The sequence below is a fragment of the Marinoscillum sp. 108 genome (assembly GCF_902506655.1).
Classification (GTDB): Bacteria; Bacteroidota; Bacteroidia; order Cytophagales; family Cyclobacteriaceae; genus Marinoscillum; species Marinoscillum luteum.
On sequence record NZ_LR734808.1, the window covers coordinates 2,367,451 to 2,392,754 of the forward strand.

A 25,304-nucleotide genomic window follows, 5' to 3' on the forward strand; every position below is an offset into this window, starting at 1 on the left:
AAAGCGCTCCTACAGTACCTGCAGGAGCGCTCATTGATTTCAAAAAAACCAGCCCCCTCGGGGCTGGTTGGAACAGACTCTGTGAGCCTGCCCCCGCCTTAGTATCATTTTTTAACCAGTCTGAAAACCTGGCCTTCTACCTTGATCAAGTACATTCCAGCAGGCAATTCACCAATCTCCAGCTGATGATTGGTAACACCTGATCGTACCAGATGACCTACTGCATCATAAAGCTCCAATGGTTTGGACTCTGAAGATTTTATCATCACAAAGTTCACTGCCGGATTTGGATACACCTCTATGAGTTCCGCTCGTTCAACACCCAGTATTGGCTCACCAGCCTCGATGGTCAGGGTGCCATTTAACAGAACGAATGAATAATTATGATCCATCTCCGCCACCAATACAATGGGATATGCCCCAGGCATACTGGAAGGAGTTGCCGTAGTAGAAGCTACCGGCTCCTTCTGAAGGTCAGCTTTGGTATCTCCATTCACAAATCCTGAATAAGTCACTGTAAGTGCCGGGATCAAATCACCTTCTGTGATCACCACATCATTGGCAGTCACCGTCAACGTGGCTTTCCCAATAGTTAATTCCGCGCTTTCATACTGAAGGTCATAGTTGACACCCGCTGATATGCTACCCAAGCTAATCAGGTACACGCCTGCGTTCTCTCCAGCTACCCTCATCAAAGCTCCCGATAGTACATCTTCTCCTATCAACTCCCCTCCGGAAATGGAATAGGTCAATTCAGGATCAGACTCACCATAAACTTTCGTTTTGGCATCAGCAGCCACAGTAAGGGCCGCCTTAGTGATCGTTAATTCTGCGCCTTCATACTGAAGGTCGTAGTTGACACCTGCTGATACGCTACCCAAACTAATCAGGTACACACCTGCGTTCTCTCCAGCTGCTCTTGCCAAAGCTCCCGATAGTACATCTTCTCCTATCAACACCCCTCCGGAAATAGAATAGGTCAATTCAGGATCAGACTCACCATAAACTTTCGTTTTGGCATCAGCAGCCACAGTAAGAGGTGCCTTAGTGATCGTTAATTCTGCGCCTTCATATTGAAGCTCATAGTTGACTCCCGCTGATACACTACCCAAACTAATCAGGTACACGCCTGCGTTCTCTCCAGCTGCTCTTGTCAAAGCTCCCGATAGTACATCTTCTCCTATCAACTCCCCTCCGGAAATGGAATAGGTCAATTCAGGATCAGACTCACCATAAACTTTCGTTTTGGCATCAGCAGTCACTGTAAGGACAGCTTGTTCAATGGTCAGGTCAGCCTCCTCAAAGTGAAGCTCATAATTGGCTCCAGCCAGCAATGTTCCTTGATTGATTGTATACGATCCCACATTTTCTCCACTCTCTCTCTCCAATGCTCCCGTGAGCACATCCTCCCCTACCAGATCACCTGCGGTAATCGCATAAGTCAATTCAGGATCTGACTCGCCATAAACCTTCACCTGATCTATAGCACTCACCGTGAGGCCCTTCGAACTAATGGTCAGCAAACCATCTGTATAGCCTATCTGGTAGTTGGCTGCAGTGGCTCCCGAAGCGGTGATGGCATACGCTCCAACAGAACTCTCCGCTGATGCCGCTGAGAGCACTACAACAGGGCTATTAAGTACCGTCTCATCCTCATCCTTCACAAAACCCTGATAGCTCACTGTCAATGGAGGGTTTTCATCTCCATAAACCTTTGACACATCGTCTGCACTAATCATCAGGCTAGCCTGATGCACTGTCAATGCACCACTGGTGTATGTAAACGCATAGTTATTGTCTTCTGCATCTTCATTGGCCAGCAGGGTATAAGTACCTGCATTGGTGACCAAAGCAGAAGCAACTGCCCCGCTACCAGGGGTAGCTATATCTGTAAGATCATCACCATTTACAAACCCGGTATAGCTCAGTGTATAAATGGGTTCTGCTTCACCATAGGTTATTGCTGCATCCTCTACAGTCACCTCCAGAGTGGCTTTGCCAATGGTCAGCACATTCTGAACTTCTTCGGCTGCCACATACACATCATCACCCACCTGAGTAGCCGTGATGGTTGCACTTCCTGCGCTTACCACGGTAGCTAATGTGCCATCTATGGTCACAATGTCCTCATTCGAGCTAACAAAAGACACTTCCAAACCTGATGATGCAAATGCGACCAGCTCAAAAGCGCCATCTCCATAGACTTTCACATAGGTGGTATCAAAAGTAATCTCCTGATGGAGAGCGCTTACATTTACAGCAAACTCCTCCGTAACCGAGCCACCTAATGGATCAGTGACCGTAAGTGACACCATGGAGGTACCCACTGACAACTGAGTAATGGACAGTACGGTGCCTGTTAAACTCACTTCAGCTACCACATCAGAACCATTAATCATAGTATAAGACAGTTCCTGACCTTCGGGGTCTTCAAAGTTGGCTGCAATGTCGAGCGTAAACACTTCGGAAGACCTGGTTAATTCCACATCCTCGAGAGGGGTGACCACCGGGTTGGCGTTCACATCGATTTCGAATTTTTCGGTAGCAGTGTTTCCGGTAGCATCGCGGGCGGTGAGGGTGATTAACGAATGACCATATCCAGTCTCTGTCAGTACCAGATTACCATCCAGAATAGTGGCCGCAATGGCGGTTTCATCTGAATTGCTCACCGAAAGGCTCAACACATCTCCTTGAGCATCCACAAATACATCACTCACATCAATAGAGAGAGTACCAAACCCTTCGTTTAGCTGTAAGTCCTCAAGGAACCGATCAACGATAATTCCCTTCACGGAAAGTGAAATTGGAGTCCTCACTTCCCTATTTGCTGGGTCATTGCTCAAAATAGCAAGTGGTAATTCGAAATCTCCGTCAAAACTGGAGTTCGGATTATAGGTAACTAACACAGTGACCGTTTTACCTGGAGCAATCACACCTTCCGTATCAGAAAAGGATACTGCGTTGTACTCCGGACCGAATGCGACTTTTCTTCTATAGGAGAAGCCTCCCCCATTCCCATCCTCCGTCCAGCTATCCCAGCTGATGTCATAGTATTGATCTGATTTAATATCATGCATGGAAAATGTTCTTCCCGGCTGTTCATTGGGTGGGTAGGCCACATCTCTCCACTTGCCATATTCGTTGGCACTAACAGTGATAAAAGGACCTGGTATCGCAGAGCCATCACCGAGCCATTCTGTGCCCTTAGGTGATTCGTAATTGGACCTGTTGTATTGCGTTTCCAGGGCTATATTGAAAATACCCCGCTCATTTTGTCTGGTGATCCAGAGATGATCAGAGACTCTATCCTGAAATGCTTCAAGTTTGTAATCTGCATAATCCGGCTTGACAAATGAGATTTCCTCTCCATAGGTGCCCAGTGACCAGTTTAGGTCAAAGTCTCCACTATTAGAGATTGCGAATGATCGCGTAATCGTTTCTCCCAAAAACAGTGAAGCATTGAGGTTGGGTTTCACTACGGATATGGTAGCTGCAGTAGCTCCTGATCCGGAAACGCCCACCTCGAAACTTGGATTGGCAGCATCGTCTGTAGTGATGGTGATAAGGCCACTAAAATCACCGGAGGATGGTGGATTGAAAGCCACTGCTACCGTTTTGGTTTCATTTGCTTTGATGCGAACACTCTCAGAATCCACTGTGAACGCCGGATGATCTGAAGCCAAACTGATCACACCACTGGCCGAACCGGAGTTGGTGATGGATATTTCCTGATAAGATTTATCTCCTATTGGGGATATCCCAAAAGCCAAGGACTCCTCTGCCACCGACAATGCCGGAGCTCCAAGTACAGTGATTTTACCTACCACCTTTTTTGATGGCGCCAGGCCATTGTGGAACAGGGTAAACTCCTGATAATGCACGCCGGCGTCCAGCCCTTCCGCACTCAGACTCAACTCCACAACTTCCGCTTCGCCCGGAAGAATTTCGCCCTCATTTGGAGAAATGCTACCAACTTCGGCGTAGTAAAATCCCATTGCTCCATTGTTGGTATAGTTGGTAAAAAAGAAATCAAAATATCGACCCTCCTCTACCATATAGAGAGATACCACTTTCCCGGGTAGGTTGTTAAAATTGTAACTCAAAGAATAAACCAGACTATTCCAATCGGCGGAATATGCCGTTGATAAAAGATCTTTCGTAGCTCCCAAAGCCCATTTGACCGAAGACGGGTTATAGCTATAGTTACTGGTTTCCTTGATGTTAAAAGGCCCATTGTAGCCATTTCTGGTAATCCAGACCTTATCGCTTAAATGAAGCTGATTTGCTTCCAGTTTGTAATCAGTCAGCTCTTCCTTCATGAAGAATCCGGACCATAGGCTCCACCCAAGGTTGGTACCTCCGGTATTGGAGAGGGTAACTGTCTTTTTAACCAACCCTCCACTTATCATCGTGGCAGCTATGGTATCCGCACTCACCGTCACCTCAGGGCCATAGAAACCCTCAGCAGAAACTGCAAGGTTTAATACAGGCTCATCAGCGTCATTGCTACTGATGGTGATGGTTCCTTCGTAGATGGTTTCAGTTTCCGGTGTGAATCGGGGATAAATGGCTTTGGAAGTACCACCAGGAATCACAAACGAAGAAGTTTCGAAAGAGAATACCTCATTATCAGTACTCAAGGTGATTTCGAGATCAGCGCCACCAAGGTTGTTTATTTCTATTGCGGATTCTGCAGTATGCGTTTTTCCGATAGGAAAAGAACCAAAATCCAGGGGATCCATCGCTACTTCGATCTCAGGCTCACCATCTACATGTAGCTTGAAAGTAATCAGCTGTTCTGGATTATTAGGGTCATTCGTCGCAATCCTATAGGTAAACTCATGATCACCCGCCGTAGTATTTACTGCAGAGAAGTATAGGGGAACGTCTACCGATGCTCCGGCCTCCACTACACCCTCATATGCTCCCAGGCCAAGCCACCTCACACCTGCGCGCCGCTCATAAGCAAAACCACCTCCGCCAAGGCCTTCACCAGATGTCCAACTGGTAAAATGAAAATCATAGTACAAATCATCAGGAATCATGTGCATGGAGATCTTAGCATTATTCATAAGGTCTCCGCCATCCCAGAAATCGGTGAAATAACTGTATTCGGTAGATTCATAAGTAGAAGCCCCATTACCCCACTCGAATGTCTCCGCAACCCGAGTATACTCATCTGCTTCCAAAATATTGAAAAGCCCTCGCTCATTCGCGCGAGTCAACCATACATGATCCGTAATCCTGTCCTGAGCAGACGCATCAGTGGTCAGCGCAAAATCTTCCTTCTCGAAGTAAACATCATAAGCCACTGCCCATTCCATCTGCCCGAGTCCGTTGTTCTGAATAGACAGTTGCTGCACAGAGCTGCTACCAAACGCCAGCGTATCATAGAATATCACCTCGTTCATGGCAAAAACCGGCACATCCAGTATTAGACCTGAAACCTCAATGGTATATTCAGAATGCTCAGAATCATTGGTAGTCAATGTGAGTGTGGCGACAATAGGTCCAACAACTGATGAATGAACCGTCACTGGAAGCTTATGTGAGCTCCCCGCAGGAATAGAAATACCGTCATAGCTTATCTCAAAACTACTATTATCAATAACCACAGAAGCGATCTCCAGCACATCCGAGCCACTATTTCGAATCCTTACTTCAAATGTCTTAGCCACCCCTTGAACCGTAGACCCGAAATCGTAGGTCTGATCCGTCTCCGAAATATCAGGAGTTCCTGTAGTGGTAATGGTAATTGGCACGATGGCCGATGGTAAAAGGGGATCGTTTGATTCCACGGTAACCGATCCTGAATAGGTACCCGCCGGCATATTGCCGTTCACATTGATTACGGCATAGTCTGTCATGCCTGCAGCTGTGGATGTTGGCAGAATCTCCCTGCGCACATACGAATACCCTCCTGGGGTGTAGTTACTATAATTATCCGGTGACCAGGTAATGAAATCCAGATCAAAATACCTGTCTTCCGCAGGAATGTAGATGGAAACCGTCTTTCCGGGCAGCTCGCTCGCATTGCCCACAGCATTCGGGAAGTAACTTACATAGTCTTCCGCACTCAGGTATCGGGCAGAGCCCAATGCATATCTGATTTCAGGACTACCATTGTAGTTACCCATATTACTGTAGAAGTTCCGCACCAGCGATACATTTTCCGTCAGGCTATCCCGATACTCCGGCAAGTTGGTGTTTACATTTTCTGGCTTTTCAAAAAACACCTCCAGCTCGGGGTTACTCTTATATTCCGGATTGATCCACTTAAATACCTCATAGCGAGTGTAAGACAGACCTCCACCAGCTCCGCAGCAAGTCCATGAATCGATGTGTAAATCGAAGTATCTTTCCTCAGAAGGTATATAAATCGAAAGAATCTGACCAGGTAGATCACTGGCACTACTATTAACCCCAGACCTGAAATCACTCTTGTATTTGGTGGAATTATTCTCTTTGGCAGACCCCAATGCATACATTATTGGCGCAGAAAGGTAGTTATATATCCCTCCTTCATCATCCCTTGCCAGCTCCACGTTTGGAGTGAGTCGGTCACGATTCTGTGACAGAGAGATGTCGGCATGGTCTTTCTTTTCAAAAAAAGAGCCAGCAGATGAAACGGCCCCAGTGACCGAAAAATCCCATTTCAAATCAGATGTTCCATTATTGAAAATGGCCAGGCTGTCTTTAGTGCTTTCTCCATGGCCCATATCAAAGGCCAGGCTTGAAGGAGAGATGGACAAAACAGGTGCCCCTACCGCCGAAGCGGACAAGTCAACATACAGAGAGTCTTCTTCATGGTCACTCACTATCAGCAATTGACCGGAATGTGATCCGGCAGACTTGGGGATAAACTTCACAGGAACGGACATACTGGCTCCCGGCTTTATCGTAAGTGTTTTCCTGGTAGGGGAAAAAACAGGGTTATCACTCGAAATATCTGTGATGTGCAGATCTGCAGTTCCTGTAGAATGAAGGATCAAAGTCCCGGTCGAGGATGCTCCAGTATATGTTTCCATAAATACGGGTGTAGTGTAATCCAGCTCCGGACTTCCGTCCACCACTGCAGTCAACTGTAGCGTTACGTTCGGGCGGCCAGTATCATTGGAGGTGATCACGAACGGCCACTGATAGGTGCCCTCATTACATACCGCAAATGTGATGGTATACTCTGCGGAGGCTCCGGCCTCAATAGAACCACTCAACGCACTAAAGTTGGCACACATTCCCTGAGTATTGGTGCTCGTGCTACCACTCCAGTTCAGTGTGGATCCACCATTGTTGAAAATTGTAAACGTCCTTTCAATCGGCCCCTCTGCATTGTCCATACTCACAGAGATGGTAGATTCCGATAACTCAATTTGGGGTACCGGAAGTACCTCAAGCTTCACCACCACTGTGGTGACAGGCTGGCTGGGGTCATTACTGGCAATGTCGACATGCCCGAAATGAGTGCCTGATTCCAATCCCGCATCACTTAGCAGGATACTCACGGACTCGGTATTACCTGCTAATATCTCCCCGGTATAGGAAGCAGTCAGGTTGTAAAAGGGGAGCATCTCCTTTCTGATATACGTAAAACCTCCACCGGTTTTTCCACCACTCCATTGCTGCATGTAAATAGAATAGTATTTACTGGAGGATCCATTGGCGAAATCAATCTTCAGAGTAGCCGTATCCCCCACTAGTGACTGAGGATCATTACCATGCATGGTGTTGAAGGTAGTGAAATCTCCTGGCGACACCTCATTGACAGTGCCCAGTGCCCAGGAAGTACCCTCCGGTGAGCTGGTCTCTGAAGCTACTTCGCTTTTGGCGTTGAACAAACTCTTGGTTTCATCTCTGGTAAGCCAGACATGAGTTGCAATGCGATCCTGGTTAGCAGGCAAGAGCCAGTTGGCATAATTCGCTTTCGTGAATACTACCGACTTGGCAGTACCATAGGCATTTCGCTCCGTATAGGAGTCAATGACCAAAGGAGCATCTCCCGAATTGGTAATATTAAAAGATACCCCAGCGGTCCCTCCTGATTGAACAACCGCCGAGATGGTATCCGTGGAAACATATAATTGCTGCTGAGCAGTAGCCATCGAGGCTCCGAAGCTGAAGACGATCACAAAACTCAGTGCTTTCCATAGCACACGTGCAAATCCGGGTCTCTTACCCGATTCGGTCTGAAATAAATGGTAAACTTGATTCATAGATTTATTGGAGAAAGAAAACACCTTGATATTGAATTTTTGATGATCATGGACGAGCTGTTCGTCATCATAGATTAGCAGGTTTGAGATTTGATTCTTGTTGGTGATAGTATGTCTGTTGGTCTGAATAGCATTTGTCTTGGCATATGAATTGGTCATTCTGACCATAAAGAAGATCAATTGGCAAATTGCCCTTGGGTTTTTGTCCACGAATGCCGTGCTTTGTGGCGCCAACACCAGAATTCATGTCGTGAATCTTGCCGCCCCTCACCGACATATTTCAAAAAAGGACAAATGATTAGATGAAACCAGCTCATTGGCAGGCCGCTGGAGAATTGTATGAGCTACCCGATAAAGCTGTTGTTATTAATTGTACTTAGTATTACCCTTCAACACAGTGGCTTTGGGCAAAGCCAACGGATAGACAGCATTAAATCCACCCTTCACCGTGAAACCCCGGCGGACAGCACCCACATAGATCTTTTATTGGAATTGGCTGAACGTTACCACCAAAAACGGATGCCCGATTCTACACTCTCTTATGCCCGATGGGCGTTATCTCTGGCAGAAAAGCAAGGCAAATACCACCAGCACATTAAAGCACTGCGCCTGATGGGCGCCGCTCACATCATCAAGAACGACTTCATTGCGGCTCAAGCCTCTTTGGAAAAAATAGTACCCTCTAAGGCAACATCAGACAAGCTTACACAAGCTGAACTGGCCAATGCACTGAATTATAAAGGCATCGTGGCAGGCTATCTGGGAGATTTTCAGACATCTATTTCATACTATAATCAATCACTCATTATCCACAAGGCTCTAAAAGATTCTATTTCCATAGCTGGCAGGTTCATCAACCTTGGAAATGTGTACATGCGGCAAGGCGACTACCCGGCTGCCATCCGGTCCTTTTTCGAATCGTTCAACTACCTCAGTGAAGATGGCGGAGAAACCCAGGCCATCCTCAACCTGAATCTTGGCGAATGTTATGAGCTTCTGGAAGACTATAGAAAAGCCAGGCAGCACGCACTCAAAGCCCTGGATGGATTCGAAAATAGCACCCAGTCGCCAGTGGGGATATCTGAGAGTCATTACACCCTGGGCAATGTGTATTCACAAATTGGCAATCGGGATTCCTGCATTTTTCATATCAAAAAGGGTATCTCTGTTGCGCTAAAAACAAACGACGCAGATCGGGTTGCCGAGGGACACCACTATTTGGCACTCCATTATAAACGCAACGAGGAATGGAATAAAGTAGCCGAGAATGCCTCCATTGCTTACGAGTATTTCAGGAAAGTGAAGTCTCCGAGAAGATATACTGCTGCCCAATTGGTTTTGTCTGAGGCCTATCTGAATCTTCACGACATAAAAAAATCAGTTTCGCTGGCAGAGAAAGGCCTTTCACTCTCTCGTGAACTTGAGCTCAAAGACACTGAAAAGGACTTTCTGTTGCTTCTATCCAGGCTTTATGCTTCACAGAAAGACTTCTCCAAAGCCTACCAACTTAGTCTGGAATACTCCGCTGTGAAGGACAGTGTACTGAATCAGGAAAAAACCCGCCAGATTGCCAACATAGAGGCGCTTTATGAAAATGAAAAAAAGGAGCAGCAACTGGCTCTGGCAGTTGCCAGACAAAAGGCTGCACAGTCAAGCCTGGAAGAACGTAAAACCCGGGAGCTCTTTCTGATCGCCGGCCTTATGATGACCATGGTGGTGCTTGCATTGGGTATTTTTCTCTATGTCACCCTGCGACAAAACAAAAAGGTGGTGGAGGATCAAAATACCAGACTTCAAAACCTAATCAGGACAAAAGACCGCTTCTTTAGTATCATAGGGCATGATTTAAGAGGACCTATCACCTCCTTTGCAGGCATCAATAATCTCATAAAATGGTATATCGAAAAGAAAGATGAAAAGAAGCTGCGGGCGCTTGGTGAAAATATTTCCAAATCGGCAGAACAGCTGGACACACTCCTCAACAACCTGCTGAACTGGGCCATGGCTCAAACAGGAGGTCTCCCTTATCACCCGGAAAGCTTCCAACTAGAACCCGCGATCCATGAAATAGAAGGCCTTTTCACCAACCAACTGAAAGTGAAAAACATTGCTCTGACGGTTAAAATCACTGAGCCTACCTGTGTTCTGGCAGACAGAAACGCACTCCTGCTGGTACTGCGAAATCTCATTTCCAATGCCCTCAAATTCACCCCTATGAATGGTGCTATCCTGATAGGGTGCCAGACAGAAAATGAGCAGGTGCTCATTCAGGTTCGGGACTCAGGGGTTGGTATTCCCAAGGAAAAACTGGAAACCCTCTTTGAGTTGAATGAGAGCAAGTCCACCTTTGGCACCGCAAATGAGAAAGGCACAGGACTTGGGCTCATCCTTTGCAAGGAATATGTGTCACTCAACAAAGGCACCATCAGCGTGGACAGCACCCCGGGCCACGGCACAGTGTTCACTTTTACATTGCCAATCTCCTCCATGAACGAGGAGCCTATCTCCAGCATCCATCAACCCTAAAAAACATTAAAATCACCCTTAAAACCTAAACAATCTATCACCCTTCTAGTTTGCCTTTGTACCCTAAAAACTATATGTCCAATATCAGAATACTGTCCGTGGAGGACGACCCCATTTACGCAGAAACCATACGTTTTACAGTGGAGCAGGCAGGCTATCAGGTGATAGATGTAATAGCCGATAGCACAGAGGCCCTACGCGTCATAGAATCCACCAGGCCCGACCTCCTCCTGCTGGACATCCACATTTCCGGGCCGCACAATGGAATAGAGTTGGCCAACAAACTGAATCCGGCCATTCCTATTATTTTCATCACCTCATTGCGCGAACGTTCCATTTTCGAACAAGCCAAACAAACCAAGCCTTTTGCTTTTATCCTGAAGCCTTTCGACCCACTGATGTTGACCAATGCGATAGAGCTGGCAGTAGCCAATCTTGCCGGAGAGAAAAAGGATGTCTGGAAAGAAAAAGATGTCATTCTATCAGACAGCTTTTTTATCAAGGAAAAAAATGTCCTCGTCAAGGTAATGGTAAAGGACATTCTCTACATCAAGGCAGAAGACAAATACTGTATACTTCACACCCCTCAAAAGAAATATATCATTCGGATTTCCCTGAAAGACCTACTGGCCAAAATACCCTCCAATTATTTGCAGGTGCACAGGTCTTATGTGGTAGATTCACTTCGGATCAGCCAGATCATCCTGGAGGATTTCATGCTATATATAGAAGGGGAGCCTGTACCCATAGGCATGTCGTATAAAGACCAGGTACTTTCTCAAATCAAAAAATTGTAGTACCGAGACACCTTCTTATCACTTCTTAAAAACCACATTGCCTATAACCCCGGCCAGCACCAGCCCCATGCCCACATAGGTCATCAGGTTAAACGTCTCATCAAAGAGAAGCCAGCCAAATCCCAGTGCATACACAATACCAATATAATTGAGAATAGAGACCTTAGAAAGCTCTGCAGACTGATAAGATTTGGTCATAAAAAACTGAGCAATCTGTGTACACAAACCTACGGCCAGCAGCACCAGCCAGTCCCACCCCACCGGCTGAACCCACACCATCACGGACCACAGACCTGCCACTGGCAGCATGACCAGTGGGAAATAGAAAATGATCACCAGTGGATGTTCGGAGGTCTTCAGCATTCTGATAAAATTGTAAGCCAGCCCCATAAAGAGAGAAGCACCCACCCCCATGAGCAGGTGCAGGGTAGAAATTCGCGGATCAAAACCCTGTACCACTACCACTCCCGCGAAACTGATCGCAAAGAAAAGCCACTGCCAGGACCGCACCTTTTCTTTGACCAGAAAAATACCCAAAATAGCCGTGAAGATCGGGGCCAGGTACTGCAGCGTAGAAGCGGTGGCAAGGGGTATTTGCTGTAACAAACTGAAGTAGGTGATCAATGCGATGGCTCCGGTAACGCCTCTCAGAAGTAGTATGGGCTTATTATTACCCCACACACTTACCTGCTGTTGGTACAGGTAAAAGACACTGATGACCAAGGAAATAACCGATCGGAAAAGAATGATTTCAATGGCCGGAATATGAGGAATCAGCTTTACACAAACCTTCATCAGGGTGAAGGTAAAAGTGGCCAGGAGCATGAATTTTACGCCAGCGGACAGTTGAGCCTTCACAGGATCACCCCATCTTCAATCTCCAGCTTTCGGTCTGCCATCTCCGCCAATTCTTTATTGTGGGTGACAATCACAAAAGTCTGGTTAAGCTCCTTTCTTAGATCAAAAAATAGCTGATGCAGTTCATCTGCATTTTTGGAATCCAGGTTTCCACTGGGCTCATCAGCAAATACAATGGAAGGGTCATTGATCAGTGCACGCGCTACAGATACACGCTGCTGCTCTCCACCTGAGAGTTCGCCTGGCTTATGATCTTTTCGCTCCAACAGCCCTAGTAGCCCCAGCAGCTCCATCGCCCTACGTTTGACCTCTGTACCTGATCGCTTAGCGATGAGCCCGGGAATCATCACATTTTCCAGTGCTGAAAATTCGGGTAGCAGGTTGTGAAACTGAAAAATAAATCCAATGTGCTTATTTCTAAAACCAGCCAGTTTCTGTTGGTTGAGCTGAAAAACGTCGGTATTGCTGATGAAAATTTTTCCTTTTTCAGGCGAATCCAACGTACCCAGCAAATGCAGCAAGGTACTCTTGCCTGCACCCGATGCCCCTACGATAGAAACAATCTCCCCTTCTCTGATGTGGAGGTCTATTCCCTTCAGGACGGGAAGCTTTCCATATGCTTTATACAGGCCCTCAGCTTTTAGCATGCCGCAAATATATAGATGTTCTTTAGTTGATAACCTCCCTTTTTACGGTTTAGTCATTGGATCCCCTCATATCAGACCCCTCCTCGCTGAAAGCAATATGTGGTCACTCACTTTTCACTCATATTGTCCCCGATCTACTGAACTTTCAATGCCATTCGGTTGAATAAGCAAGCCGTTTGCCGTAGATTCGCAAGAAAATTCAGACAGCATGAACATCCACGAATATCAAGCTAAAGAGATATTGAAAAGCTATGGTGTAACCATCCAGGAAGGAATCGTAGCTGATACCCCAGAAAAAGCCCATGAAGCAGCCAAAGAACTCAACAGAGAAACCGGAACAGAATGGTATGTGATAAAGGCACAAATCCACGCTGGTGGACGCGGCAAGGGAAAAATTAACGAAACCGGATCCAATGGAGTGGTATTGGCAAAAGGTTTGGCAGAGGTAAAGCCCAAAGCTGACGCCATCCTGGGCGGTACGCTGGTCACACACCAAACCGGACCTGAAGGCAAAAAAGTCAACAAGATATTGATTGCACAGGATGTGTACTACCCTGGCGAGTCTGAGCCAAAAGAATATTACCTCTCTATTTTGCTTGATCGTGCAAAAGGATGTAACGTCATCATGGCTTCTACAGAAGGCGGTATGGATATCGAAACAGTGGCTGAAGAGACTCCTGAGAAGATCGTCAAAGAATGGATCGATCCTGCTGTCGGTTTGCAAGGATTTCAGGCCCGAAAAGTGGCATTCGCCCTTGGACTGGAAGGTCAGGCATTCAAGGAAATGGTGAAATTCATTTTCAACCTTTACAAAGCATACGAAGCTACTGATAGCTCTCAGTTTGAGATCAACCCGGTACTCAAAACATCAGACAACAAAATCCTGGCAGTAGATGCTAAGGTCAACGTGGACGACAATGCCCTGTATCGCCACAAAGACATTGCCGAAATGAGAGATCTGTCGGAAGAAGATCCTTTGGAAGTAGAAGCTGGCCAAAATGGGCTGAACTATGTGAAGCTTGACGGAAACGTAGGCTGCATGGTGAACGGAGCTGGTTTGGCCATGGCTACTATGGACATCATCAAGCTATCAGGTGGTGAGCCTGCCAACTTCCTGGATGTAGGGGGTGGGGCCAATGCACAAACGGTAGAGGCCGGTTTCAGAATCATCCTGAAAGACCCTAATGTAAAAGCCATTCTCATTAACATCTTTGGTGGTATTGTGAGATGCGACCGGGTAGCCAATGGTGTGGTAGAAGCTTACAAGAGCATCGGAGACATCAGAGTACCGATCATTGTACGTCTGCAAGGCACCAACGCCGAAGAAGGTGCGAAAATCATCGAAGAGTCAGGGCTGAAGGTAACATCTGCCATTGTACTCAAAGATGCCGCTGAGAAAGTAAAACAAGTACTGGCGTAAGACTTACATATCAAAACAAAAAAAGGCTTCCAGGTTACTGGAAGCCTTTTTTTATGCAATCTAAGCTGGATCATTAGAATGCGTAACCGATCGCAAAGTGCAATTCCGGACTAAAGCCCTGGAACAGATTTTCATTATCAAAATCATCTTCGCTGCCTTCTTTTACTTTCAGATTAAAATCTGAGTACTTGCCGCCGAACGCCAGATCCATCACGAAGCTCTTGCGCTTACCCATCAGCCACTGAAAACCAGCCTTGGCTCCAAATCTGTATGCATTCAAGCTGCCTTTGAAGTCTTCCTCATCATTCTTCAATGTGAAATTGTTATACTTCATAAAGGGAGCCAGATAAAATCCATCAAGCGCTTCCTTGGTCACATAAAACCGATACTCTGGCAACAAACCAAGTCCTGAAAACGAGGTGCCATCAGAGGAATAGCTGAAGTAAGAAACGCCAAGCTGAGCAGAGCTGGCATCACCAAGCTTGCGCTCGTAGTTGATCTTGCCAAGCCCGATAATCAGACCCATTGGGTTGGCTTTTAGCGTATTCTTCTTTTCAGCATCCTGTGCGGATACACTGGTCATTCCAAATACTGCAATGAGAAAAAATGAGGTTAGAACCTTTTTCATAAGTATATAAGTTTGTTTGGCCGGGGAAAAACAAATGCCATGCCAGAACGACTTATGCCCTTGAATCTAACCACTAAACATCGTAGATAAAAGAAGGTGGAAATACTCAATTTGAACCAATACTGAGCTTGATTCAAAAATCAATCTTCTTTGATATCGTAATTATTATTATTTCTGTAAAAAAATCGAAGAGGTAGGTTGTCAATTTGCTGGCTTATATATTAGCTTTGATTTCGAATAATGAAAAGAATCAACCTAAATATTGTCATTGTACCAATTATTATTCTGGTCACCACTGTGATTAGGAATGGGAATGGCTGTGTTTAGCAGAAAATATAAAATAAACACAAAGCGCCATTCCTAACACGGAATGGCGCTTTTTTTTAATCAAATTGACCATGTACTACGACGATCGTACAGAAGTATTTTTGGATGGGGAATGGATCAAGGCCAAGGACGCAAAAGCCAGCCTTTTTGATCAGACCCTCCACTATGGCACAGGCGTTTTTGATGGGTTGAGGTCCTATAACAATGGTAATGGGTTCAACATCTTCAAACCTGCCGAGCACTTCAAAAGGCTGCATAAAGCCGCCGAAAAGGTTTTCTTAAAAATACCCTACCCCATTGAAGACCTCATCAAAATAGCCTACGACCTGATAGACCGAAACAACCTCACCAACGCCTACATCAGACCCCTGGTTTTTGCCGGACCCAACATGATCCTGGCCCCATCAAAGGAATCACACTTTTTCATGACTGCATGGAAATGGGCCAAGTACCCCGGATACGAGCCACTCAATACCATGATCTCGTCCTATCTGAAGCCCAGCCCCAAATCCACCGTGGTAGATGCCAAAATCGTAGGAAACTACTCGGCCAATACCCTGGCATCTGCAGAGGCTAAGCGACTGGGCTACGATGAAGCCATCCTCCTGGACCACAATGGTCACCTCGCGGAAGGCCCTGGCAGCAACATCTTTTACGAAAAAAATGGAGAACTCTTCACTCCCAAGCTGGGCAACATCTTCCCCGGGATCACCAGAAGCACTGTGCTGGAAATTTGTGAAGAGCTCAAGGTGAAAGTCACAGAAAAAGACATCACTCCCGAAGAGTTTTACAAAGCTGATCACGCCTTCTTCTGTGGCACCGCCACCGAGATCACGCACATCAGCTCTGTGAATGGAGAAAAATTCAAAAAAGAGTGGGAAGGGTCCATCGGACACAACCTCCACTTGATCTACCAACAAAAAGTAATGTTTGACGAGTACCAGGGACTCACGATTGTATAAAATGGCGCAAGAACTCAACACTTTTAGCAAAGTAATCACACAAGACCCTACACAACCTGCCTCTCAGGCGCAGCTCTATGCTACAGGCCTCACCGAGGAAGATATGGACAGAGCTCAGGTGGGCATCGTATCCACAGGTTTTGAGGGCAATCCATGCAACATGCACCTCAACATCCTCGCCCATCAGGTGAAAAAGGGGGTAAGAGAAGCTGACCTGGTAGGTCTTATTTTTCACACCATTGGGGTGAGTGATGGTATTTCTAATGGTACCGTAGGGATGAAATACTCCCTCATTTCCAGAGACATCATCGCCGACTCTATTGAAACGGTGGTCAACGCCCAGTTTTATGATGCGGTGGTGCCGGTAGTAGGATGTGATAAAAATATGCCTGGGGCCATCATGGCACTTGGAAGGCTCAACAGACCCGGACTTATGGTCTACGGGGGTTCTGTGAAACCTGGAAAATGGAAAGGTGAAGACCTGAACATTGTATCGGCTTTTGAAGCCTATGGTGCACGCATGCAGGGCAACATGTCTGATGAAGATTACAAAGGCATCATCAAAAACTCCATCCCGGGCCCCGGAGCCTGCGGCGGCATGTACACGGCCAACACCATGGCATCAGCCATTGAGGCTATGGGGATGAGCTTACCTTTTAGCTCCTCTAACCCTGCCGTGAGCGATGAAAAACAGACGGAAACACAAAAGGTAGGAGCGGCGATCAGAAACCTGCTGGAGAAAAATATCCTCCCAAGGGACATCATGACAAAAGAGGCATTTGAAAATGCCATCACCACTGTTATGATACTTGGTGGCTCTACCAATGCGGTACTTCACCTCATTGCCATGGCCAGATCAGTAGATGTAAACATAGGATTGGACGACTTTCAGCGAATTAGCGATAAGACCCCTTTCCTGGCCGACCTGAAACCAAGCGGCAGGTTCCTCATGGAAGACCTTCATAAGATTGGCGGGGTACCCGGCGTATTAAAGCTTTTGCTAAAAGAAGGCTACCTGCATGGCGACTGTATGACGGTCACAGGCAAGACACTGGCCGAAAACCTGGCCGAAGTTCCTGATCTGCATGATGACAAAGGACTGATGTACAGCTTTGATAAACCTATCAAAGCCAAAGGACACCTCCAGATACTCTATGGCAACCTGGCACCTGAAGGGGCCGTGGCGAAGATCACGGGCAAGGAAGGTGAAGTTTTCGAAGGACCCGCCAGGATTTATGAAGATGAATTTGATGCCATCCGAGGTATACAGGAGGAAGTACAAAAAGGAGAAGTGATTGTGATCAGATACTCCGGACCAAAAGGTGCTCCCGGAATGCCGGAAATGCTCAAGCCTACTGGTGCTGTGATGGGTAAAGGCCTGGGTAAAGATGTAGCGCTCATCACCGATGGCAGGTTCTCAGGCGGATCGCACGGTTTTGTGGTGGGTCACATCACTCCTGAAGCCCAGGAAGGTGGCCCGCTCGGACTGATCCAAAACGGAGACATCATTCGCATAGATGCCATCACCAACAAACTGGAAGTGAAACTTTCGGACGAAGAGCTGGAAGCACGCAGAAAAGCCTGGAACAAGCCACCTTATAAGGCTACGAAGGGCATATTAAGGAAATATATCAATTCAGTAAAATCAGCCTCGGAGGGTTGCGTAACTGATGAATAAACATAAGACTATGAATTCACCATCTTTAGCGGTAGAGAAGGAGCCCAAACAATCCACGATCAAGGTATCGGGAGCAGAGGCGGTTTTATTATGCCTGATCGAAGAAGGAGTTGATGTCATATTTGGCTATCCCGGAGGGGCCATCATGCCTATTTATGATGCGCTGTATGGTTATGCCGACAAGCTCAACCACATTCTGACCAGACACGAGCAAGGCGCGGCACATGCTGCACAAGGATATGCCAGAGTCAATGGTCGTACTGGCGTCTGCTTTGCCACCTCAGGCCCGGGAGCCACCAACCTCATCACCGGCATAGCCGATGCTCAGATTGACTCTACGCCTTTGGTCGCCATCACCGGCCAGGTACCTTCGCACCTTTTGGGCACAGATGCCTTTCAGGAAACGGACGTGGTAGGTATCTCCATGCCCGTCACTAAGTGGAACTATCAGGTCACACGCGCTGAAGAAATCCCGGAAGCCATTGCCAGGGCATTCTATATTGCCGGTACAGGTAGACCAGGCCCCGTATTGGTGGATATTACCAAAGACGCACAGTTTGGTGAGTTCGAGTTTAGCTATAAGAAATGCACTAAAATCAGAAGCTATCACCCTTACCCCATTTTGGAAGAAGACAAGATAGCGGCGGCTGCCAAAATCATCAATGAAGCCAAAAAACCATTTTTGCTGGTAGGGCACGGCGTGTTGATTTCGGAAGCTCAAAAAGAGCTACTTGCTTTTGCAGAAAAAGCCAACATCCCGATGGCCTCTACCCTGATGGGCCTCTCTGCAGTACCAGTGAACCATCCACTCTATGTAGGCTATCTGGGAATGCATGGAAACTATGGCCCCAACATCAAAACCAATGAGTGTGATGTGATGATCGCCATTGGGATGCGATTTGACGACCGGGTAACCGGAGATCTCAAAAAATATGCACGTCAGGCCAAAGTCATTCACATAGAAATAGACCCGGCTGAGATTGATAAAAATGTAAAAACAACTGTGGCCATCAATGCAGACGCCAAGCAGGCACTGCAATCATTGATCAAGCAGACGGAGTCCAATAATCACCAGGCATGGATCGCAGAATTCAGGGAGTGTGACAAACTGGAAGAAGAGAAGGTGACCAAAAAGGAGAAATTCCCTACGGAAGGCCCCATTTTGATGGCTGAAGTGATCCGAATGATCTCTGACAAGACCGAAGGTAAAGCAGTGATCGTGACGGACGTAGGGCAGCACCAGATGGTAGCCAGCCGCTACTACGAGTTTGCAGACACCGACTCCAATATCACCTCAGGTGGTCTGGGTACCATGGGGTTTGCCCTGCCGGCCTCCATGGGCGCACAGGTAGGTCGTCCGGACCGTACCGTCATTGCAGTGATCGGGGACGGTGGCTTTCAGATGACCATACAGGAGCTGGGTACAATCGCTCAGAATAACCTGGGTGTTAAAATTCTGATCCTCAACAATAACTTCCTGGGGATGGTACGTCAGTGGCAGCAGCTTTTCCATGACAGAAGATATTCTTTCACCGAATTGACCAACCCCGACTTTCAGAAAATCACTGAAGGCTACGGCATCAAAACCAACAAGGTCTCCGAGAGAGCCGCATTGAATGCAGCGATCGACGAATGGTTGGCTGATAAAGGTCCTACCCTGCTGGAAGTAGTGGTAGAGAAAGAAGAAAACGTATTTCCAATGGTACCATCAGGAGCCTCCGTATCTGACATCAGATTAGAGTAACCCATTTAATAAACAAACCATGTCAAACTCTATATATAGCGAAGACAGTAGTGAGAAAGTGGAAAAAGACTTCACACTTTCGGTGCTTACCGAAGACAAAGCGGGGCTTCTGAACCACATCACGATCATTTTCACCAGGCGGAAAATGAACATTATCAGCTTGAATGTATCCACTACGGAGGTGGCGGGAGTTTCCCGATTCACCATCGTGCTGCATTCCACCCGCGAAACCATCGAAAAAGTGGTGAAGCAGATCAGAAAGCTCATCGATGTACTAGGAGCCTTTGTTTATGAAGACCATGAGATCTACTATCAGGAAATAGCCCTCTACAAAGTGCCTACCAAGGTGTTTTTGAACGGCAGCAAGATTGAAGATCTGGTGAGAAACAGCGGCGCACGCATACTGGTGATCGAAGAGGATCACATCATCATAGAAAAAACCGGTCACAAGAAAGACACTCATGATCTTTACAAAAAACTCGAGCCCCATGGTTTGCTGGAGTTTGTGAGGTCCGGAAGGGTGGCCATTTCCAAATCAAAAAGAAAGACCGAGGCCTACATCAAGCAATTGGAGGATGCCCCGTCACATTATTTAAGCATAAAAGATTTTTAAACTTATTTTATTACAAACAAACAAAACAATGGCGAAAATCAATTTTGGAGGTGTAGAAGAGGAAGTAGTAACAAGAGAAGAATTTCCTTTATCAAAAGCTCAGGAAGTACTAAAAGGTGAAACAGTAGCGGTATTAGGCTACGGTGTGCAAGGCCCTGGTCAGGCACTCAACCTCAAAGACAATGGCATCAACGTGATCGTTGGTCAAAGAAAAGATTCTAAAACCTGGGACAAGGCAGTAGCCGACGGATGGGTACCAGGTGAAACGCTTTTCGAACTGGAAGAAGCTTGCGAAAGAGGCACAATCCTACAGTTCTTGCTTTCAGATGCTGGTCAGATAGCCCTTTGGCCTACCGTAAAGAAATACCTTACTCCAGGAAAAGCACTTTACTTTTCTCACGGGTTTGGTGTGACTTACAAAGAAAAAACAGGCATCATTCCTCCTGCTGACGTAGATGTGATCCTGGTAGCTCCTAAAGGCTCAGGAACTTCTCTCAGAAGACTTTTTGTAGAAGGAAAAGGACTTAATTCCAGCTTTGCCATCCACCAGGATGCGACCGGAAAAGCCAAAGACAGAGTAGTTGCTCTGGGTATCGCTGTGGGATCAGGTTACCTGTTCGAAACAGATTTTTACAAAGAAGTTTCTTCTGACCTTACAGGTGAAAGAGGTACTTTGATGGGTGCTATTCAGGGAATCTTCCGTGCACAGTACGAAGTATTGAGAGCCAATGGTCACTCACCTTCCGAAGCTTTCAACGAAACTGTGGAAGAAGCTACTCAGTCACTTTATCCACTGATCGCAGAGAATGGAATGGATTGGATGTATGCCAACTGCTCTACTACTGCACAAAGAGGTGCTTTGGATTGGATGGGACCTTTCTATGAAGCGACCAAGCCAGTATTCGAAAAACTCTATAAGTCTGTGACAGATGGTATAGAAGCTCAGAAATCGATCGACAGCAACTCTCAGCCAGACTACCGGGTAAAACTGGAAGCCGAACTGAAAGAATTGGAAGAATCTGAAATGTGGCAAGCCGGCAAAGCTGTAAGAAAGCTGCGTCCAGAAAACAGTTAATCAATAGAATGACTACAAATACTACCCATACGGCTTTTTATCCGGAGGTAGAAGAGGTAAAAAAAGCACACAATATACTGAGCAAGGTGATCTATCAGACCGCCTTGCAGTATAGCTTCAATCTGAGTGAGCGCTATGACGCCCACATCTATCTCAAAAGAGAAGACACCCAGATTGTGCGCTCATACAAAATCAGAGGTGCTTATAATAAAATCACTTCGCTCGCTCCTGATCAGCTCATCAATGGAGTAGTATGTGCCAGTGCTGGCAACCATGCACAGGGCGTAGCATTCTCCTGTTATAAACTTGGGGTGAAGGGCGTGATTTTCATGCCCGCTCCCACCCCCAAACAAAAAGTGCAGCAGGTCAAAATGTTTGGCAAAGACAAAGTGGAAGTGATCCTGGCAGGAGACACCTTCGATGATGCCTACCAGACAGCCATGGAATACTGCACAGTGAATAAAAGCACGTTTGTGCACCCCTTCGATGACCCTAAAGTCATAGAAGGTCAGGCCACCATCGGCCTGGAGTTGTTCAAAGATGCCAACTTCAGCATCGATTATCTTTTTTTACCAGTAGGTGGCGGCGGATTGTCTGCCGGAGTATCCTCCATTATCAAAGCCCTGAGCCCACATACCCAAATGATCGGTGTGGAGCCTGCCGGAGCCCCTGCCATGCATGAAGCATTTCAGCAAGGCCATGTGGTGACATTGGAAGAAATAGACAAGTTTGTAGACGGCGCGGCCGTAAAGCGTGTAGGCGAACTCACCTACCCGCTCTGCAAAGCCAATCTGGATGAAATAGCCCTGGTAGACGAGGGGAAGCTCTGCTCCTCCCTCATCAGCATGTACAACGAAAGCGGCATAGTACTGGAGCCCGCAGGCGCACTTTCGGTGGCCGTACTGGATCAGTACAAAGATCAGATCAAAGGCAAAAACATCATCTGCCTCCTGTCTGGCAGCAACAACGACATCACCCGCACCGAAGAAATCCGGGAGCGGTCTTTGCTCCATGAAGATCTGATGCACTACTTTATCATCCGTTTTCCCCAACGCGCCGGAGCACTGAAGGAATTTGTGGCCGAAGTACTCGGGCCCGACGATGATATCGTGCACTTTGAATACACCAAAAAGACCTCACGAGAAAAAGGCCCCGCACTCGTAGGTATCGAACTCAAAGCCAAAGAAGACTTTGAGCCCCTATTGACCCGAATGAAACAAAGGAACTTTTTCGGCGAGTATCTCAATGAAAAACCAGATTTATTTAGTTATATGATCTGAAATTATTAGACTTTTGGACATTGGATCAGCCAAGTGAACAAAGATTTTTTAAAACCTGTAAACGCGGAGGCCATAAGCCGAAGCTAAGCGTCAAATATGAAAGTACTAAAATTTGGAGGTACCTCGGTAGGTAGTGAGGAAGCAATCAGACAAGTAGCCAGAATTGTTCATTCATCTATAGATCAGTTGGTGTTGGTCACATCGGCTGTGGGTGGAGTCACCGATCAGCTGGTACACATCGGAGAGCTGGCCGCTTCCGGCCGCAAAGATTACGCTTCATTCATAGAAGGAGTGAAAGTGCAACATGAGCAGCTCTATTATAACCTCATAGAAAACAAACCCGATGAGCAATTCTACAAAATCATCGAAGAGTTTGAAGACATCTGCAAGGGCGTGTGGCTCCTTCGCGAACTCACCCCCAGAAGTGCAGACTACATCTACAGCACTGGTGAGCGACTTTCTACTTTGATCATTTCTGAGTTTTTCAGAAACGAGGGAATCGACGTGACCCTCTATGACAGCCGTGACTACATCATCACCGATGATCATTTTGGTCATGCCCACGTAGATTTCAAAGAAACCACTAAAAGACTCAAAGAAGTCAGCAAGACCTTCAGCAAAGTAAACCTGTTTCCGGGATTCATTGCCTCTACAGCTGACAACCAAACCACCACCCTTGGACGGGGAGGCTCAGACTACTCTGCCGCCATTCTGGCCGGAGTGCTCGATGCGGATCATTTTGAAGTGTGGACCGATGTGGACGGACTCATGACCGCCGACCCGCGCATGGTCAAGCGTGCACATTTCATTGAGCACGTTTCCTATGAGGAAGCGCTCGAGCTTTCACACTTTGGCGCTAAAGTGATCTATCCGCCCAGCATCCAGCCAGCGCTGGAAAAAGGCATCTCCATCACCATCAAAAATACTTTCAACCCGGAGCATCCGGGTACGCTGATCACCAAAGAATGGGATCAGGACAAAGAATTGATCAGAGGGATTTCCAGCATCAAAGACATCTCGCTGGTCACCCTCAGTGGCAACAGCATGGTGGGCGTCCCGAAGTTCTCCTACCGCTTCTTCAGGGCCCTGTCGGAAGCACACATCAATGTGATCCTGATCACTCAGTCCAGTTCTGAGCATTCGATCACCGTGGGGATCGACACGAAAGATTCAAAGGCCGCCGTGAAAGCCCTCAATGCAGAGTTTGAAGAGCAAATTGAAAATCACAAGATCGACCCGATCCAGGCTGAAAACAACCTTTCGATCATCGCGCTGGTGGGCTCCAATATGAAAAATCAGGTGGGGGTTAGTGGCCAGATGTTTAACGTACTGGGTAAAAATGGCGTGAGCATCAAAGCCATCGCTCAGGGATCCTCTGAGCGTAATATCTCCGCTGTGATTGCCAAAGATGACCTAAACAAAGCACTGAACGTACTTCATGAGAGCTTCTTCCTTTCTGTCACCAAGAGGATCAACCTCTTCATCATCGGTACAGGCAATGTCGGAAAGGCCTTCATCCAGCAGTTGGTTCAGCAATTTACTTACCTCAAGAAACACCATCAGCTGAACATCAAAATCATTGGTCTGGGCAACTCCCGACTCATGCACTTTGAGAATGATGGAATCCCCCTTTCGAAATGGGAATCCATCCTGCAGGCAGGAGAAAAATACTCCAGCGAGCAGTTTTTGGAGAAAATGTACAACGCCAACCTACGCAACAGTATTTTCATAGACATTACAGCCTCTGAAGATGTAGCCGGACTCTATCCGCAAATACTGAAAAAGAGTATTTCGGTGGTTACACCTAACAAAATAGCCGCAACAGGATCCTATGCAGACTACCTCAACCTGAAAGGGATGAGTAGACGCTACGGAAGCAGATTCCTTTTTGAGACCAACGTATGCGCTGGCTTGCCGGTGCTCTCTACGCTGAGTGATCTGGTAAGAAGTGGCGATCAGATCCACCAGATTGAAGCAGTGCTTTCCGGTACCCTGGTCTTTTTGTTCAATGAATACAACGGCAAAACCAAGTTTGTAGACGTGATCAAAAAAGCCAAACAACTGGGATACACCGAGCCTGACCCTCGACTGGATCTTTTCGGATCGGATGTCAAACGAAAAATAGTGATTCTGATCAGAGAAAGTGGCTACAAATGCGACTATGAAGACATTCAATTAAATTCTTTCCTTCCTGAAAGCTGTCTGGAGAGCAATTCGGTAGAAGACTTCTACACCAAAGTGGAAAAAGAAGAAGCCCACTTCAAAAACCTTTATGAGGCTGCCAACAAGGAAGGAAAACGCCTGAAGGTAGTCGCCAAATACAAAAACGGACATGGCTCTGTGGGGCTGGAGGCTGTGGATTCGGCCCATCCTTTTTACAACCTGGAAGGCAAGGACAACATTGTGCTGTTCTATACCAACCGCTACAAAGAGCAGCCTATGGTGATCAAAGGTGCCGGTGCCGGTGCTGAAGTGACCGCCTCGGGGATTTTTGCCGATGTACTGAGGCTTGCCCAGACCGACTAGTAAACAATTTTTC

General features: G+C 46.8%; 14 protein-coding genes. 10 read left to right on the top strand and 4 right to left on the bottom strand.

All coding sequences use genetic code 11. The features are described 5' to 3' along the window. Nucleotides 1–104 precede the first annotated feature (104 nt). Nucleotides 105–8,378: an MBG domain-containing protein gene (locus tag GV030_RS09470; RefSeq protein WP_159582051.1), complete on the bottom strand. Its 8,274-nt coding sequence runs from the start codon at nucleotides 8,376–8,378 to the stop codon at nucleotides 105–107. A 171-nt stretch (nucleotides 8,379–8,549) separates the two neighbouring features. On the opposite strand from GV030_RS09470, the gene GV030_RS09475 reads away from it, so the two are divergent. Beyond that, nucleotides 8,550–10,736: an ATP-binding protein gene (locus tag GV030_RS09475; protein ID WP_159582053.1), complete on the top strand. Its 2,187-nt coding sequence runs from the start codon at nucleotides 8,550–8,552 to the stop codon at nucleotides 10,734–10,736. A 74-nt stretch (nucleotides 10,737–10,810) separates the two neighbouring features. Then, nucleotides 10,811–11,533, top strand: a complete 723-nt coding sequence (locus tag GV030_RS09480; RefSeq protein ID WP_159582055.1) for a LytTR family DNA-binding domain-containing protein — start codon at nucleotides 10,811–10,813, stop codon at nucleotides 11,531–11,533. A gap of 18 nt (nucleotides 11,534–11,551) precedes the next feature. Here GV030_RS09480 and GV030_RS09485 read toward each other — a convergent pair whose 3' ends face one another. Next, nucleotides 11,552–12,391 (bottom strand): DMT family transporter, encoded by an 840-nt coding sequence (locus GV030_RS09485; RefSeq protein ID WP_255465286.1) that lies wholly within the window; start codon nucleotides 12,389–12,391, stop codon nucleotides 11,552–11,554. Beyond that, entirely contained in the window at nucleotides 12,388–13,038 is a 651-nt protein-coding gene (locus tag GV030_RS09490) for an ABC transporter ATP-binding protein (protein WP_159582057.1), read from the bottom strand. The genes GV030_RS09485 and GV030_RS09490 overlap by 4 nt, the downstream gene beginning before the upstream one ends. 208 nt (nucleotides 13,039–13,246) lie before the next feature. On the opposite strand from GV030_RS09490, the gene sucC reads away from it, so the two are divergent. Next, entirely contained in the window at nucleotides 13,247–14,458 is a 1,212-nt protein-coding gene (sucC, locus tag GV030_RS09495; protein ID WP_159582059.1) for an ADP-forming succinate--CoA ligase subunit beta, read from the top strand. 73 nt (nucleotides 14,459–14,531) lie between these two features. Here sucC and GV030_RS09500 read toward each other — a convergent pair whose 3' ends face one another. Then, nucleotides 14,532–15,086, bottom strand: a complete 555-nt coding sequence (locus GV030_RS09500) for a DUF3575 domain-containing protein (protein WP_159582061.1) — start codon at nucleotides 15,084–15,086, stop codon at nucleotides 14,532–14,534. A 398-nt stretch (nucleotides 15,087–15,484) separates the two neighbouring features. On the opposite strand from GV030_RS09500, the gene ilvE reads away from it, so the two are divergent. The 7 genes from ilvE (at nucleotide 15,485) to thrA (ending at nucleotide 25,291) form a co-directional block, all read left to right on the top strand. Next, complete coding sequence (ilvE, locus tag GV030_RS09505; RefSeq protein WP_159582063.1) at nucleotides 15,485–16,375, top strand: branched-chain-amino-acid transaminase; 891 nt, start codon at nucleotides 15,485–15,487, stop codon at nucleotides 16,373–16,375. Between the two features lies 1 nt (nucleotide 16,376). Continuing rightward, nucleotides 16,377–18,053: a dihydroxy-acid dehydratase gene (gene ilvD, locus GV030_RS09510; protein ID WP_159582065.1), complete on the top strand. Its 1,677-nt coding sequence runs from the start codon at nucleotides 16,377–16,379 to the stop codon at nucleotides 18,051–18,053. Between the two features lie 10 nt (nucleotides 18,054–18,063). Further along, nucleotides 18,064–19,797, top strand: coding sequence for a biosynthetic-type acetolactate synthase large subunit (gene ilvB / locus GV030_RS09515; protein ID WP_185155812.1), 1,734 nt, complete (start codon nucleotides 18,064–18,066; stop codon nucleotides 19,795–19,797). Nucleotides 19,798–19,816: 19 nt separating this feature from the next. Next, nucleotides 19,817–20,410 (top strand): acetolactate synthase small subunit, encoded by a 594-nt coding sequence (ilvN, locus tag GV030_RS09520; RefSeq protein ID WP_159582069.1) that lies wholly within the window; start codon nucleotides 19,817–19,819, stop codon nucleotides 20,408–20,410. 28 nt (nucleotides 20,411–20,438) lie between these two features. Further along, entirely contained in the window at nucleotides 20,439–21,485 is a 1,047-nt protein-coding gene (ilvC, locus tag GV030_RS09525; RefSeq protein WP_159582071.1) for a ketol-acid reductoisomerase, read from the top strand. Nucleotides 21,486–21,493: 8 nt separating this feature from the next. After that, nucleotides 21,494–22,765 (top strand): threonine ammonia-lyase IlvA, encoded by a 1,272-nt coding sequence (gene ilvA / locus GV030_RS09530; RefSeq protein ID WP_159582073.1) that lies wholly within the window; start codon nucleotides 21,494–21,496, stop codon nucleotides 22,763–22,765. A 96-nt stretch (nucleotides 22,766–22,861) separates the two neighbouring features. Further along, a complete protein-coding gene (thrA, locus tag GV030_RS09535) occupies nucleotides 22,862–25,291 on the top strand; it encodes a bifunctional aspartate kinase/homoserine dehydrogenase I (RefSeq protein ID WP_159582075.1) in 2,430 nt (809 codons plus the stop codon). The last annotated feature ends 13 nt before the right edge of the window (nucleotides 25,292–25,304 follow it).